Source organism: Janthinobacterium agaricidamnosum NBRC 102515 = DSM 9628 (assembly GCF_000723165.1).
Lineage (GTDB): Bacteria > Pseudomonadota > Gammaproteobacteria > Burkholderiales > Burkholderiaceae_D > Janthinobacterium > Janthinobacterium agaricidamnosum.
The window spans coordinates 424,121-439,144 of record NZ_HG322949.1 but is presented as its reverse complement, the minus strand read 5'-3'; the positions used below and the strand labels follow the sequence as shown (position 1 = coordinate 439,144).

Genomic DNA, 15,024 nt, shown 5'->3' with positions numbered 1-15,024 from the left:
ACCAAGTACACTGGAAAGCAAGATGAGCAAGAAAAAAGTCGTGATCGGCATGTCGGGCGGGGTCGATTCCTCGGTCGCGGCGTGGATGCTGAAGGAACAAGGCTACGACGTGGTCGGCCTGTTCATGAAAAACTGGGAAGACGACGACGATTCGGAATACTGCTCGACGCGCCAGGACTGGATCGACGCGGCCAGCGTGGCCGACGTGATCGGCGTCGATATCGAGGCGGTCAACTTCGCCTCCGAATACAAGGACCGCGTGTTCGCCGACTTCCTGCGCGAATACCAGGCCGGCCGCACGCCGAACCCGGACGTGCTGTGCAACGCTGAAATCAAGTTCAAGGCCTTCCTCGACCATGCCATGCACCTGGGCGCCGACCTGATCGCCACCGGCCACTATGCCCGCGTGCGCCAGAATGGCGACAAGTTCGAATTGCTGAAGGCGGTCGACGCCAGCAAGGACCAGAGTTATTTCCTGCACCGCCTGAACCAGGCGCAATTGTCGAAGACGCTGTTCCCGCTCGGCGAAATCCCGAAGACCGAAGTGCGCAAGATCGCCGAAAAACTCGGCTTGCCGAACGCCCAGAAAAAGGATTCGACCGGCATCTGCTTCATCGGCGAACGGCCGTTCCGCGAATTCCTGAACCGCTACCTGTCGTACCAGCCGGGGCCGATGAAAACCGACGACGGCAAGACCGTCGGCGAACATGTCGGCTTGAGTTTTTATACGCTGGGCCAGCGCAAGGGCATCGGCATCGGCGGCGTCAAGTCGTACCAGAACGCCGACGGCAGCAGCGACGCGTGGTATGTGGCGCGCAAGGATATCGTCAACAACACGCTGTACGTGGTGCAGGGCCACGACCATCCGTGGCTGCTGTCGGCGGCGCTGAGCGCCGACCAGGCCAGCTGGATCGCCGGCGCCGCGCCGCAAGCCGGCAGCCTGTCGGCCAAGACCCGCTACCGCCAGGCCGACGTGGCGTGCGCCATCGCGCCGCTTGACGACGGCAATTTCGCGCTGAACTTCAGCGATGCGCAATGGGCCGTCACGCCGGGCCAGTCGGCCGTGCTGTATGACGGCGACGTGTGCCTCGGCGGCGGCATCATCAGCGGCGCCAGCGCCGCCTGAAATGAACCGCCGCTAAGAACCTATTCCTGCCGGTCTCGGAACCCGATCAGCGCCCTGGCCACGTGACCGGCGATGGCGGGGTTTTCCTTCAGCCTGCGGGTGCTGTAACCGTACCAGTCCGCGCCAAATGGGACATAGATGCATACGCTGTAGCCCAGATCGCGCAACCGGTCGCGCAAAGGCTCGCACACGCCCAGCAGCAACTGAAACTCGAAGCGGGTACGGTCGATCCCCTTGCTGCGGGCCAGCGCGATGACTTGTCCGGCCAGCGCGGCGTCATGGGTGGCGATGGCGACGAAACTGCCGGCGTCGAAACAGCGCGCCACATGGTTCAGGTAATGGGCGTTGATGGCGCGCCGGTCATGCCAGGCCAGGTCGACCAGGTGGCGACGCTCTTCCACATAGATGCCTTTGCAAATGCGCAGGCTGCTGCCAGTGGACGCGAGTATCTCGATGTCCTGGTAGGTGCGTTGCAAATAGGCCTGCAAGGCCAGGCTGACGTTGTCATGGTCGCGTTGCAGGCGCAGGAACAAATCGATTTCCAGCTGGGTGCAGCGCACATCTTCCATGTCGATGCACACGCAATTCCCGTGCGCCTGCGCTGAAGCGAGAATGCGCCGGACCAGGCGTTCGCAATGTGCCGTATCGAGCAAGAGCCCCAGCGCGCTGGGTTTGATGGAAACGGTCGCCTGCAAGCCATCGGCGGCAATGGCTTCGAGCATATCGATATATTCCATGGCCGTGGCGTCGGCCTGCCGCAAGGCCGAGACGGTTTCGCCCAGCACGTCAAGCGTGACGCGAAAGCCTTCGGCATTGAGCCGTCGCACGCGCGCAAGCGCATCGGCCAGCGTGTCGCCGGCGATGTAGCGGCGCGAGATGGCATGAATCGCCGCGCGGGGAAGCCAAGGGATGGCGCGCGCCAGCAGGGTATTGAAAAATTGCATGTCTGTATCCAGGATGAAGAACGGTCAGCCGCATCCCCCCGCCGGCAGGCGGCGAAACAGCAGGGACGAAGCGAATCAGCCGGCCCGCGTGGGCGGGAACGGCAAGAGGCAGCAGCGCTGCGCGGCAGTCAGGCCGCGCAGCCACTCCCGCGGGGGACGTTCAATGCATCGATGGAGGCCAGGCGGCGGCGTACATGCTTTATTTCCAGGTCAGCGCTTCAATATCGGTGGACGATGAACACCGGCGTGGCATGCACGGCGGCGGTATTCAGCTTGCCGTCCACTATACCGCAATTTCCTGATTGATTGGGCTTGGCGCCATGCCGCTCGCTACAGCTGGCCGGCCTGTTTGTTTTCCGCAGCGGCGGCGCTCAGCGCCTGCTGCTTGCGCACCATCGCGATCACCGTGTTGCGGATGGTTTTCAACACCGTATCGGCATTGAACGGCTTGACGATGAAGCCGCTGACGCCGCTGGCGTGGGCCGCCTGCAGGCTGGCCGCGTCGATGCCGCCCGAAATCATGAAGATCAGCGTCTTCGGGTAGGTCTCGCGTATCGTCTGCACCACATTGCTGCCGTCTTCCACCTGCTCGCGCGCGATGCAGACGAAATGCGGCTGATGCTTGACCATCAGCGCCAGGCCCAGCGCGCTGGTATGGGTCTGGCCGCAGACATCGTAACCGCCATCGCTCAAGACCGTGTTCAGCAAACCGCGCGCCACCGCGCTGCTATCGATCAGGACTGCCTTTAACATCATGAGTAACCCCTGGTTGATCTGTTTTTCTATAGTCTGGCGGCGCGGCTGGCGGCATGACGCTCAGGGTTTGTCCCAGGCCAGCTTGTTCCACGTCACGCCCAGCAGCACATCCGTTTTCAATTGTACAAGCTGACGAGAAAGATACAGTATTTCGCGGTCTTTCCGCAGGCTTTCTCCCAGCTGGCCCGGCAGGATCCCGGCGCCGGCCATCACCGCGTCCAGCGAGCCGTAGGCGCGCAACAGCTTGGCGCCCGTCTTCAAGCCGACCTTGGACACGCCGGGAATGCTGTCGGTGGCGTCGCCCATCAGCGCCAGCAAGTCCGGCAACTGCTCGGGCGGCACGCCGAACTTGCGCTCGACCCACGCGGCGTCGTGCCACTCGCCCTTGAAATGGTCCCACACCAGCGCGCCCTGCGCGATCAAGCCGTGCAAATCCTTGTCGGTGGTGGCGATCACGGCCGCGCCGCGGCCCTGGTGCAGCCAGCGCGTGACGGCGGTGCCGATCACATCGTCGGCCTCGACTTCGGGTATGGTGACCACATGCAGGCCGAAGCTGGCCAGCGTGTCGTAAAAGCCGGGCAGCGCATCGCGCAGCACTTGCGGCATCGGCTGGCGGCCTTCGCGGTAACCGGCATACAGCGCGTGGCGCCAGGTCGGCCCGCCAAAGTCGAACGCCGGCAGCACATGGGTCGGTTCGTGGTCGTTGATCAGGGTGCGGAACGACGACAGCGCGTGCCGCAGCGCGATGTCGGCCTTCAGGTCGGAATCGGGTTCGGGACTGGCTTCATAGACGCGGCGTACGATATTCAAGCCGTCGATAGCGAGGAGTCTGGCCATGCTGGGAGATCAATGACTGGTTCAATTGATCATTTTAACGTATCGCCAGCCGGCGCCGCCCGATCTTGAACTCGATAGCAGGCCCGCTCCTAATATAACTGGCGCGACTGGCGCACCACGTAGTCGCGCAGCACATCGTCCATGCGCGCTTGCCAGCCTTCGCCGGTGGCCTTGAAGTAAGCCACCACTTCGGGGCTGTAGCGCACCGACAGCAAGACCTTGGAATTGTCCGGCCTGGAGCGGACGCGCACGGGTTTCACCGGCGCCGCCGCTGGCGATGGCAAGCCATGCGCATCATCCTGGCTGATGGAGTCGCGCTGTTGGCTGGAAGTTGGCGGCGCTAACGGCCTGGTTGCAGATTTTTTCGGCATCGGTTTTTCCTCGTATCGTCAACAGCGGAATCGATGAAACTGAGAGTAACGACAAAAACATGAAAGTCAAACCAAGCGCCGCCTGCCCGAATAAACCTGACGCGGGCAATCCGATGGGCCTGGCAGGCTTTACTGCATCAACTCATACGGCCCGCCCCGCTCCAGCGCGCGCTGGTAGGCGGGACGCGCGTGGATGCGGTCCAGGAAGTCCATCAGTTTCGGCCGGCCGTCGCCCAATCCGCCGCGCGCGGCGGCCGCTTCGAGCGGGAAACTCATCTGGATGTCGGCCGCCGAAAATTCGTCGCCGGCAAACCACTGCCGGCCGGACAGCTCGCTTTCCATATAATCGAGCTGCTGCCTGATATTCGGATTGATGAAGCCGCTCTTGACCTTGTGCGCGATGGCGCGCGCGATCGGCCGCACGAAAAACGGCATCGGCCCGCTTTCGACTTTGTCGAACACCAGCTTCATCAGCAACGGCGGCATCGCGCTGCCTTCGGCGAAATGCAGCCAGTAGCGCCAGCGCAGCCGCTCCGGCGTGCCGGCTGCGGGAACCAGCCGGCCGCGGCCGTAAGACTCGACCAGGTATTCGACGATGGCGCCCGACTCGGCCAGCGTCAATCCGCCGTCGGTGATCACCGGCGACTTGCCCAGCGGATGGACGGCGCGCAGCGCAGCCGGCGCCAGCATCGTCTTCGGGTCGCGCTGGTAGCGCTGGATGTCGTATTCCAGGCCCAGCTCTTCCAGCAGCCAGAGCACGCGCTGGGAGCGCGAATTATTCAAATGGTGGACCACGATCATGGCGTTTTTCCTGGTGAAGTATCAAAACGTAAAGACCCAGTATAAGCCGCATCGCAGCGTGCGCCCCGCACAGTGCTGAAAACCGCGAAAAACTCTTCCTCTTGATTCCAATCATTGCTTTATACAAATATTGCAATTGACAATCTGACAGTACATTGTCATCTTGTCCGTCTCCTATTTCCTCTATCCCAAAGGAACAGCGTGGATAATCTGTTGCGTAAAGAGTCAGACACTAGCGCCATCACCTCGACCCCGATCACTTTCAACGCCAGCGGCGGCGAATATTTCCGCATCTGGATCGTCAATTTGCTGCTGTCGATCGTCACCTTGGGGATTTATTCCGCCTGGGCCAAGGTCAGGCGCAACCAGTATTTCTACTCCAGCACCGAGCTGGCCGGCGGCAGCTTCGACTACCACGGCAATCCGGTCGCGATCCTGAAAGGCCGCATCGCCGCGCTGCTGCTATTCCTGCTGTACAGCATCGCGCCGCAAATCTCGATCCGGGCCAGCATCGTGATGGTGCTGGTGATGGCCGCCGCGCTGCCGTGGCTGATCTGGCGCAGCCTGCAATTCAAGCTCTACAATTCCAGCTACCGCGGCATCCGCTTCGGTTTCGGCGGCAGCGCGCGCCAGGCCTACACGGTGTTCTTGCTGCTGCCGTTCCTGAACCTGCTGACCCTCGGTTTGCTGACGCCGTTCGTGCATCAGCGCCTGAAGCAATTCCAGCATACCGAAAGCCGTTTCGGCACCAGCCTTTTTTCCTTCAATGGCAGCGTGGGCGGCTTTTACAAGGCCTATGCCGTGTTGCTGGGCATGATACTGGCTGGCACTGTCGGCATGTTCCTGCTCGGCCTGGTCAGCGCGCTGACCAGCGCCAGGGCATCCGGCAATCCGGCCGCGGCCGCCGGCCCGATCATCATCGCCATGCTGGTCTTTTACGCCTGGATGTTGACGGTGGTGCCGCTGTTCCTGACCATGATACAAAACCTGATCTGGAATCATACCCGCTTGCAGCAGCATCAATTCAAGTCGAACCTGCAGTGGGGCCGCAGCACCGTCATCTTGCTGACCAACTTGCTCGGCGTGGTGTTCACGCTGGGCCTGTTCACGCCGTTCGCCCAGGTGCGCTGGCTGAAATACCGCCTGGAATCGGTCACGCTGAATGTCAGCGGCAGCCTGGATGCCTTCGTCAGCGATACCGAACAACAGGTCGGCGCGGCCGGCGAAGGCATGGTCGATTTGCTGGACTTCGACCTGTCGATCTGACGATGCAGACGGAAACCTTGCGCCCCGCCGCCACGCCCTCGGCACTGGCGGCGCGCTACTTCGACGGCAAGACCTCGCGCCTGTACCACGTCAGCCTGAGCGTGGTCGACGGCAAGGTGGTGGTCGACGGCGAGCTGCGGCGCAGCACGCCGCTGCAACAGATGCGGGTGTCGGAGCGCAGCAGCCACGCGGCGCGCAAGGTGACCTTCCCGGACGGCGCCTACCTGGAAGTCAGCGACAAGGCGGCTTTCCTCGAATTGCTGCACGCCACCGGTTACCGCGACAGCTGGACCGTGCGCATGCAGCAAAGCTGGCGCGGCGCCCTGCTGGCCTTGGGCGGCGCGATTCTGGTGCTGCTGCTGGGCTATGTTTTCATCTTGCCGCAAGCATCCGACCGGCTGGCGCGGGCCTTGCCGGAACGGCTGGAACGCCAGCTGGGCCAGGGCATGCTGGAATTGCTCGACCAGCACGTGTTCCAGCCATCGGCATTAAGCGCGGTGCGCCAGCAGCAATTGACCGGCCGCTTCCGGCTCCTGTCCTTGCCGGATGACCAGATCTCGTCGCACCGCATCGTCTTCCGCAAGAGCAAGATCGGTCCGAACGCGTTTGCGCTGCCGTCCGGCGACATCGTCATGACCGATGAAATGGTGCGCCTGCTGCCCGACGACGATGCGCTAATGGGCGTGCTGGCCCATGAATTGGGCCATCTGCACGAACGCCACCTGAGCCGCCGCGTGATCCAGGGCTCAGTGGTCGCCGCCGCCACTACCTTGCTGTTCGGCGACGTGTCCGCGCTGATCAGCGCCGCGCCGACGCTGATGCTGGACTCGAAATATTCGCGCGATATCGAAAACGAAGCCGACAGTTACGCCATCGCGGTGCTGCAAAAGAATGGCATTGCGCTGGAACACCTGGTCCGGGTATTCACCGAACTGGAACAGCTGGGCGGTGGAGTGGCGCCGTATGTGTCGAGCCATCCGTCCGGCGCCGAGCGCATCGCCCGCATCCGCGCGGCCGAACAGCGCTAACCACTCCGGGGAGTCTCGTGGCAGACTCCGGTAATCGGCGGTACACTCGCTTGTGTCCGCCTGACCTTTACCGGAGTGCCCATGTCTTTTTTTTCTGTCCGCTACCTGGCTTTTTTTATCTCGGCAGCCACCTTCGCACTCTCCCTGTTTCTTGTCGATGATTACTGGCTGCCGCTGCTGGCCGGCGCGCTGACCGTGCTGGGCATCAGCGACCTGCTGCAAACCCGCCGCGCGCTGCGCCGCAACTACCCGATCCTGGCGCACTTCCGCTTTCTGTTTGAAAGCATCCGCCCTGAAATCCGCCAATACCTGCTGGAAGACGATACCGAGGCGGCGCCGTTTTCGCGCAACCAGCGCAGCATCGTCTACCAGCGCGCCAAGGTCGAGACCGACAAGCGCCCGTTCGGCACCCAGCTCGACGTCTACCAGGCCGGCTATGAATGGATCAACCATTCGATCATGCCGGCCAGGCTGGCCGACCACAACTTCCGTATCGACATCGGCAACCATCCCGACTGCCCGCGCGCCCAGCCGTATTCGGCCAGCGTGTTCAATATTTCGGCGATGAGCTTCGGCGCGCTGTCGGCCAACGCCATCCTGGCGCTGAACGCCGGCGCCCGCAGCGGCGGTTTCATGCACGATACCGGCGAAGGCAGCATCAGTCCCTACCACCGCCAGCACGGCGGCGACCTGGTGTGGGAAATCGGTTCCGGCTACTTCGGCTGCCGCAATCCGGACGGCACGTTTTCGGAAGAAAAATTCGTGGCCAACGCGACCTCGCCGCAAGTCAGGATGATCGAACTGAAGATGTCGCAAGGCGCCAAGCCGGGCCACGGCGGCGTATTGCCGGGGCCGAAAGTGACGATCGAAATCGCCACCACGCGCGGCGTGATGGTCGGCGAGGATTGCATTTCGCCATCCAGCCACAGCGCCTTCTCGACGCCGCTGGAAATGCTGGCCTTCATCGAGCGCCTGCGCACGCTGTCGGGCGGCAAGCCGACCGGCTTCAAGCTGGCCATCGGCCACCCGTGGGAGTTTTTCGGCATCGTCAAGGCCATGCTGGCCAGCGGCATCACGCCCGACTTCATCGTGGTCGACGGCAGCGAGGGCGGCACCGGCGCGGCGCCGGTGGAATTCACCGACCACGTCGGCACGCCGCTGCAAGAAGCGCTGCTGCTGGTGCATAACACGCTGGTCGGCGCCAACCTGCGCGACAAGATCAAGATCGGCGTCTCCGGCAAGATCATCACCGCCTTCGACATCGCGCGGCTGCTGGCGCTGGGCGCCGACTGGTGCAACTCGGCGCGCGGCTTCATGTTCGCGCTCGGCTGCATCCAGTCGCAAAGCTGCCACACTGACCGCTGCCCGACCGGCGTGGCGACCCAGGACCCGCTGCGCCAGCGCGCGCTGGTGGTGGACGACAAAAGCGCGCGGGTGGCGCACTTCCACCAGAACACCATGAAGGCACTGGCCGAACTGATCGCCGCCGCCGGCCTGTCCCATCCGCAAGACCTGAAACCGCACCACCTGGTGCGGCGCATTTCGCCGAACCAGGTCAAGCTGGCGTCGGCGCTGCTGCCCTACCTGGATGCCGGCCAATTGCTCGATCCGAACCAGATCGCCAACCTGCCGCCGGTGTTCGGCCTGTACTGGCCGATGGCGCAAGCCGAATCGTTCTGCCCGCTGAAGTAAGGTCCTCACGGCACAGCCTGCGCAGTAAAACCCCGCAGTAACACCGCATCAATGGCCGGCAGGATGCCGGCCATCTACTCCCTGTCCCAGCGCTCCACCCCATGAAATTTTTGCTTAAAATGCAATATTTCATCATGCCACAGCACAAACCAAATTAATACCACTTTGCGACCAATTCATGTATCATTGAATCCAGTCCAATACCAAATTGAGCAATATTGCATGCCAATTGCAGGTCGGGCCGACTGCATGGATCAGGTTTATCACGATAGTTGACATTATCTTTTAGGCAAAAACATGTTTGAAAAAAGAAGACACCTCTTGTATTTTTCCATGTTTTTTATCCTGTACGAGCTCACTGTCTACCTGTCCAACGACATGATCATGCCCGCCATGCTGCAAGTGGTGCGCGACTTCAACGCGTCCAACAGCAACATCGTTTTTTCGCTGAGCTTGTACGTGCTCGGCGGCAGCATGCTGCAAATCTTCCTCGGACCGATCGCCGACCGGGTCGGCAAGCGCAAGGTCATGCTGTTCGGTAACGCCCTGTTCTTGCTGGCCACGCTGGTGATTCCATTTGTCCACAGCATCGAACAATTCCTGACCGCCCGCTTCTTCCAGGGCATGGGCTCGTGCTTCATCTTCATCGGCTACGCGATGATCCACGAACTGTTCGACGACAGCGCGGCGGTGAAACTGACCACGATACTGTCCAATACCACGGTGTTCGCACCATTGATCGGCCCGGTGGTCGGCAGCGGCATCATCAGCGTGCTGCCGTGGCAATACGTATTCGGCGTGTCGCTGGGGCTGGGGAGCATTGCCTGGATCGGGCTGTACAAATTCATGCCGGCCGGCGCCATCGCGGCCGGCCAGTTCAACTTCAAGACGGTCAGGAAAAGTTATCTGGCCATCTTCAGCAACAAGAAATTCATGTTCGGCATTTTTGTCGCCGGCATTTCGATTACGCCGCTGACCGCGTGGATCGGCTTGTCGCCGGTGATCGTGCTGGAGCACATGAAAGCGTCGTATACCACCTACATCGTGTACCAGTGCGTGATTTTTTCCGGCTTCATCGTCAGCAGCATCGGCATCCAGCGCCTGGGCGACAAATTGTCGCTGACGCGCCTGATACGCCAGGGCGCGGCGCTGGCCTTGCTGGGTTTCATGCTGGCCGGCCTGGCGTGGCAACACGGCCATCTGTTCATCATAGGCATGTTCATTTTTTCGGCCGGCTTCGGCTTGTTCAATGGCGCGCTGATCCGCATTGCGCTGACCGCCACCGGCGAATCGATGAGCCTGACCTCGTCCGCCATGAGCCTGCTGTACTGCATCTATATCTCGGGCGGGCTGGTGGTCTACAACCTGGTCGGCGAACAGTTCGATTACTCGCTGGGCTCCTACGCGCTGTTCAATGTGCCGCTGGGCCTGGTGATTTTTGTGTGCCTGATGCGTTTCGTTCAACAACACCAGCCGCGGCCGGAAGCACTGCCCCAGGCCGCCGTGTAAGCGCCGAGTATCTACACTTTGGAAAAGAGCCGAATGAGTTACTTCGATCTTGAGTATGAAGTCTTGATCCGGAACCTGAAGTCCGATTTTCTGGTATGCAAACAGCTGGAGTGGCAAGGCGATACACGGCTGCGCGCCGCGCGCGATATCTACAACAAGCACTTGCGGCGGCTGCAAAAATTCGTGCGCTCCAATTTCAGCCGCTTCGACGCCGGCAACATCTCTTCGCTGCTGGGCATTCCGGCCCGGCCGCTGGCGCCGGATGAAAAAGTCATCCAGCGCATCTGGATGGGCGGCCCGCCGCCGTCCATCGCGCTGGAAGCGATCAAGCTGTGGGACGGCGCCATCGATGAAGTGTCGGCCATCCATGACGTCCGCTACGAGAGTATCCTGTGGGTCTGGGATGCGCGCCAATTGCAGGGCGATGCGCTGTTTGTAGCCAGCCTGGACAGCACCCCGCCTTGCTGCACGATAGGCGCGTACGCGGCCGGCCGGCATCTGCATGCGGTCCGTTCGCTGCGCGCGCTGGCCAGCGGCCTGTGTCCCGAAATCCTCGGCCTGCTGGATGAATTGCACGCAAAAAAATACTACGTCAACCTGGCCGATTTTTTCAGGCTGCTGGTCTTGCGCGAATGCGGCGGCCTGTATCTCGACGCCGACACCATGCCGCATAAATCAGCCACCATCTTCCTGTCCAAGCCGGAAGTGCCGGACTATATGGACTTGCTGCCGGCGCAGGATGGCGGCGCCGCGCAGCCATGCCAGCTCAGCTGGATGAATCTGTACCACGATGAAAATGGCGTGCTGATCGCAAAAAAACACGATCCCGCCGTCGCCGCCATGGTCGGCCAGATGCGCCGGCAGTTACAAGCGATGGCGCTGCCTGCACCCGATAAAAAGCGCGATGCCGGCGCGGCCCGGGCCTATGCGGCGCTGCTGCACGACGCCACCTATGGCGTGTGGCGCCAGGGCATGGGGCGCAGCTTTATCGCCTGCCACGACCTGGCGCAGTCGTACTCGGTGCTGCACGACCAGAAAAAAGATATCATCATCAGCGGCTTGCACGGCATGCGGCTGGTGGTCGACGCCTTCACCAACGCCGCCGTGCCGCTGAACCCGCAAGAACGCCACAGCTACGACAAATGCATGGCCGCACTCGACAGGCTGGACTGGAAGCTGGAGCATATCCACGACCTGGAGCGGATCGCCGACGTCTGCTTCAGCGAGGAAGTGCCGCGCATGGCGTACGCGCCGCAACTGCGCGCCGAGCCGGCAAGCTGCCACTATTATTCCTTCCTGTCGCACGACGAAAAACTGGACCGCATCAATGCACTGTTTGGCGCCTACCTGGTCAGCAAGAATGCCGAGCGCATCCGGCGCGGCAATTTCTGGTCCAAGACCAAGGGCCGCGAACGGCAGCGGCATTTACACCCGCAGCTCGGCGGCCGCTCCGGCGCGCGCGCCTACGATCCCTCCTGACCGCCGATTTTCCATGTCCTCTGACACCGCGATTTTCAAGCCGGGCCGCAGCCTGGCCGACGAGCATAAAAACCACATCGCCAGCCTGCTGTTTTCAACCAGCTATCTGGAATACTGCTCGTTCGGCAACAAGCTGAACCTGCCGCTGCGACAATTGCAGCGGCGCCAGAATGTCGATCCCTACCTGGACCAGCTCACCGGCCTGTTCGACGGCGCGCACCGCTTCAGCGGTTTCTTTACCGCCGCCACCCTGGCCGAATTCGGCAACGTCGGCAGCGTGTCGCACTACCGCGACGAGATGAAGCCGATGGACGACGCCTACGACGCCTTCATCGCGGCCCATGCGCGCGACGGCGATTTTTTCGTGGCCAGCCTGGCGGTCGCCGAACACTGCCGCGGACAGGGCTGGTTCAACATCATGCTGAAGGAAATCGAACGCCGCGCACGCGAAAAAAACAGCCAGCGCATCGTGCTGACCGTGTGGGAAAACAGCGACGCCTTGCAGGTCTACCTGAAAAAAGGCTTCCGCAGCAGCGGCATCTTCGATTATGCGTACCCCTTGTTTTTCGACCGGCTGCATTTGCTTGAATACGATGAATTTTAAAAACGGTTTTTGATGAATGGAGCAGCGGATGGACCACACCATTGATAGCATCGACAAGAACAGCATCGCCGAACGCAATCTGTCGACGGTGGCGAAACAGGAATTCCGGCTGAACCAGCGGACCGATGGCGGTCCGCTGCGCGTGCTGTCCGACGCCGACTGGGCATTCTGGCGCGACAACGGCTACCTCGTCGTCAAGCAGGCGGTGGAAGCGGAAAAGATCGCGCGGCTGGAACAGCTGGTGTGGGAATTCGAAGAGATGGACCCGGCCGACCAGCGCACCTGGTATCCGGCAGAAAAAGCGCGCCTCAAAAGAACCGAGCTCAGTTTCAACGCCGGCATGATCGAGCTATATAATCACCAGTATCTGTGGGATGCGCGCCAGACGCCGCGGGTGCATGACGCGTTTGCCGATGTGTGGGGCACGCGCGAGCTGTGGGTATCGATCGACCGCATGAATTTTAATTTGCCGCCGGAGCCGGGCTTTGAATTCAAGAGCTTCATGCACTGGGATTACGACCCGGACACCGATCCGCAAAACGTCCAGGGCGTGCTGTCGGTCAGCGACCAGACCGATCCCGAAGTCGGCGGTTTTGTCTGCATTCCGGAGCTGTTCCGCAACTACCGGGCATGGCGCCTGGCGCAGCCGGACAAGTGGGATTGGTACCGGCCCGATGTGGCGGACCTGGAGCATGTGCCGGTGGCGCTGGAAAAAGGCGACCTGCTGATCTTCAACAGCAAACTGTGCCACGGCATCCGGCAAAACACGTCGCGCGACAAGGTGCGCATGGCGCAATACATTTCGATGATGCCGGCGCAACAGGATAATCAGGAATTACGTAATTGGCGGGTGCGCTCATGGTCGGAACGGCTGGCGCCGCAAGGCTACAGCCTGCACGGCGACCCGCGCCGCTGGGAGCAGACAAAATACCAGGCGGCGCAACTGAGCCCGCTGGGCGAACGGTTGCTGGGCCTGCGCGGCTGGCAGGATTAATGTTTTTTTGTTTGGATAATCATAAATGGATACCGGAGGAGTTTGATCATGGCACAGGGGTTGCAGCAAAAAGTCGGGCAGTTGTTCATGGTGGGTTTTGACGCCTTGCAGGCCAACGACCATATCAGGCAATTGATACGGCAGCAAAAGATCGGCGGCGTGATCCTGTTCCGCCGCAACGTGCACACGCCGGCCCAAGTGTCCGCGCTGTGCCGCGAGCTGCAGGAAATCAATGCCGAAGTCAGCGACGTGCCGCTGCTGATCGCGCTCGACCAGGAAGGCGGCATGGTGATGCGCATCGAGCAGGGCGTCACGCCGATCCCGGCCGCGATGGCGTTCCAGCAAGCCGGTTCGGTCGAGGATTGCGAACAGATGAACTTCATCAGCGGCGACGAGATGCGCCAGATCGGCATCAACATGCTGCTGGCGCCGGTGCTCGACGTGAACAACAACCGCCTCAATCCCGTCATCGGCGTGCGCGCCTACGGCGAAGAGCCGGAAACCGTCATCAAATACGGCATGGCGGCGATGCGCGGCCAGCAGGAATCCGGCGTCATCGTCACCGCCAAGCACTTCCCCGGCCATGGCGACACCGCCATCGACACCCATTACGCGATGGCGCTGGTGCCGCACGACAAGGCGCGCCTGCACGCGGTCGAACTGAGCCCGTTCAAGGCGGCGATCGCCAACGGCGTCGACGCCATCATGACCGCCCACGTGGTGTTCCCGGCGTTCGAACCGGACACCTCGCTGCCGGCCACGCTGTCCAAGGCCGTGCTGACCGATTTGCTGCGCGGCGAAATGGGCTACCAGGGCGTGGTGATTTCCGACTGCCTCGAAATGGCGGCGATTTCGGAAGGCATCGGCATCCCGCAAGGCGCCATCGCGACCTTGCAGGCCGGCGCCGACATCGTGCTGATTTCGCACCGCGAAGAACAGCAGCAAGCCGCCATCGATACCGTGCTGAAAGCGGTCGAGCAGGGCGAGATCGCGATAGCACGCATCGATGAAGCGCTGCGGCGGGTGCAAAAACTGAAGCAGGTCAAGGCGGTGTCGGCATGGCGCGATCGTCCGGTCGAGCCGCAGCACCTGATGAAACCGGAAGCGGTGGCGCTGTCGAAAAAACTGCAAAAGGCCGCGCTGCACGTGCAAGGCGATTTCCGGCCGCTCGACCCGGCGCTGCCGGTGACGCTGATCACCGTCGAAGTGCGTTCGCGCAGCGAGATCGATGAAGTGGCGCTGGGCCGCAACAAGGAAGCGCGCAGCTCGATGCTGCCGGCCTTGCGGCAGGCGGGACTGGACGTGCGCGAATACGCCTTGTCGGCCGAAGCGCTGGAACAGGAAGTGAACGGCGCGATCGCGTTCGCCGAAGGCGCGCGGCAAATCGTCGTGCAAACCTATAACGCCATGTTCGTCGAAGGCCAGCGGCGCTTGCTGGCGGCGCTGCCGCAAGACAAACTGTGGCTGGTCGCCGGCCGCCTGCCGTACGACCTGGACCTGGCCGAAGGCGCGCAAGGCCGCCTGGCGGCCTATGGCTGCCGTCCTGCCGCGCTGGAACCGGTGGTGGAGAAGCTGGCGACGGCGGCGTAAGGCTGTCTCCAGAGACATAAAAAAAAC

14 protein-coding genes are annotated in these 15,024 nt (G+C 61.9%); 9 read left to right on the top strand and 5 right to left on the bottom strand.

Annotation, left to right across the window (positions count from 1 at the left end; all coding sequences use genetic code 11):
• The first annotated feature begins 22 nt into the window (after positions 1-22).
• Positions 23-1,126, top strand: a complete 1,104-nt coding sequence (gene mnmA / locus GJA_RS01750) for a tRNA 2-thiouridine(34) synthase MnmA (RefSeq protein ID WP_038488104.1) — start codon at positions 23-25, stop codon at positions 1,124-1,126.
• 20 nt (positions 1,127-1,146) lie between these two features.
• Here mnmA and GJA_RS01745 read toward each other — a convergent pair whose 3' ends face one another.
• From GJA_RS01745 to GJA_RS01725, 5 genes are all read right to left on the bottom strand, one after another.
• Positions 1,147-2,070 carry a proline dehydrogenase family protein gene (locus GJA_RS01745; protein WP_038488101.1) on the bottom strand — a complete coding sequence of 308 codons (924 nt, stop codon included), beginning with the start codon at positions 2,068-2,070 and terminating at the stop codon, positions 1,147-1,149.
• Positions 2,071-2,400: 330 nt separating this feature from the next.
• The gene (locus GJA_RS01740) at positions 2,401-2,823 is read right to left on the bottom strand and encodes an ANTAR domain-containing response regulator (RefSeq protein WP_038498355.1); all 423 of its coding nucleotides are present in this window, start codon (positions 2,821-2,823) and stop codon (positions 2,401-2,403) included.
• 63 nt (positions 2,824-2,886) lie between these two features.
• Complete coding sequence (locus GJA_RS01735) at positions 2,887-3,663, bottom strand: 5'-3' exonuclease (protein WP_038488098.1); 777 nt, start codon at positions 3,661-3,663, stop codon at positions 2,887-2,889.
• A gap of 89 nt (positions 3,664-3,752) precedes the next feature.
• Positions 3,753-4,034, bottom strand: coding sequence for a BrnA antitoxin family protein (locus tag GJA_RS01730; protein WP_038488095.1), 282 nt, complete (start codon positions 4,032-4,034; stop codon positions 3,753-3,755).
• 129 nt (positions 4,035-4,163) lie between these two features.
• Positions 4,164-4,835 carry a glutathione S-transferase gene (locus tag GJA_RS01725; RefSeq protein ID WP_038488092.1) on the bottom strand — a complete coding sequence of 224 codons (672 nt, stop codon included), beginning with the start codon at positions 4,833-4,835 and terminating at the stop codon, positions 4,164-4,166.
• A 213-nt stretch (positions 4,836-5,048) separates the two neighbouring features.
• Between GJA_RS01725 and GJA_RS01720 the strand changes: the two genes are divergently transcribed.
• From GJA_RS01720 to nagZ, 8 genes are all read left to right on the top strand, one after another.
• The gene (locus tag GJA_RS01720) at positions 5,049-6,101 is read left to right on the top strand and encodes a YjgN family protein (RefSeq protein ID WP_038498351.1); all 1,053 of its coding nucleotides are present in this window, start codon (positions 5,049-5,051) and stop codon (positions 6,099-6,101) included.
• 2 nt (positions 6,102-6,103) lie between these two features.
• Entirely contained in the window at positions 6,104-7,129 is a 1,026-nt protein-coding gene (locus tag GJA_RS01715; RefSeq protein ID WP_051780142.1) for a M48 family metallopeptidase, read from the top strand.
• A gap of 81 nt (positions 7,130-7,210) precedes the next feature.
• Positions 7,211-8,821, top strand: coding sequence for an FMN-binding glutamate synthase family protein (locus GJA_RS01710; protein WP_038488089.1), 1,611 nt, complete (start codon positions 7,211-7,213; stop codon positions 8,819-8,821).
• A gap of 333 nt (positions 8,822-9,154) precedes the next feature.
• On the top strand, positions 9,155-10,330 hold the full coding sequence (locus tag GJA_RS01705) for an MFS transporter (RefSeq protein WP_242404420.1): 1,176 nt from the start codon (positions 9,155-9,157) through the stop codon (positions 10,328-10,330).
• 33 nt (positions 10,331-10,363) lie between these two features.
• On the top strand, positions 10,364-11,809 hold the full coding sequence (locus tag GJA_RS01700; protein WP_038488087.1) for a glycosyltransferase: 1,446 nt from the start codon (positions 10,364-10,366) through the stop codon (positions 11,807-11,809).
• Between the two features lie 13 nt (positions 11,810-11,822).
• Positions 11,823-12,413, top strand: coding sequence for a GNAT family N-acetyltransferase (locus GJA_RS25930; RefSeq protein WP_051780138.1), 591 nt, complete (start codon positions 11,823-11,825; stop codon positions 12,411-12,413).
• A 28-nt stretch (positions 12,414-12,441) separates the two neighbouring features.
• Positions 12,442-13,407 carry a phytanoyl-CoA dioxygenase family protein gene (locus GJA_RS01690; RefSeq protein WP_197539771.1) on the top strand — a complete coding sequence of 322 codons (966 nt, stop codon included), beginning with the start codon at positions 12,442-12,444 and terminating at the stop codon, positions 13,405-13,407.
• 48 nt (positions 13,408-13,455) lie between these two features.
• Complete coding sequence (gene nagZ, locus GJA_RS01685) at positions 13,456-14,997, top strand: beta-N-acetylhexosaminidase (protein ID WP_038498339.1); 1,542 nt, start codon at positions 13,456-13,458, stop codon at positions 14,995-14,997.
• Positions 14,998-15,024: the final 27 nt, after the last annotated feature.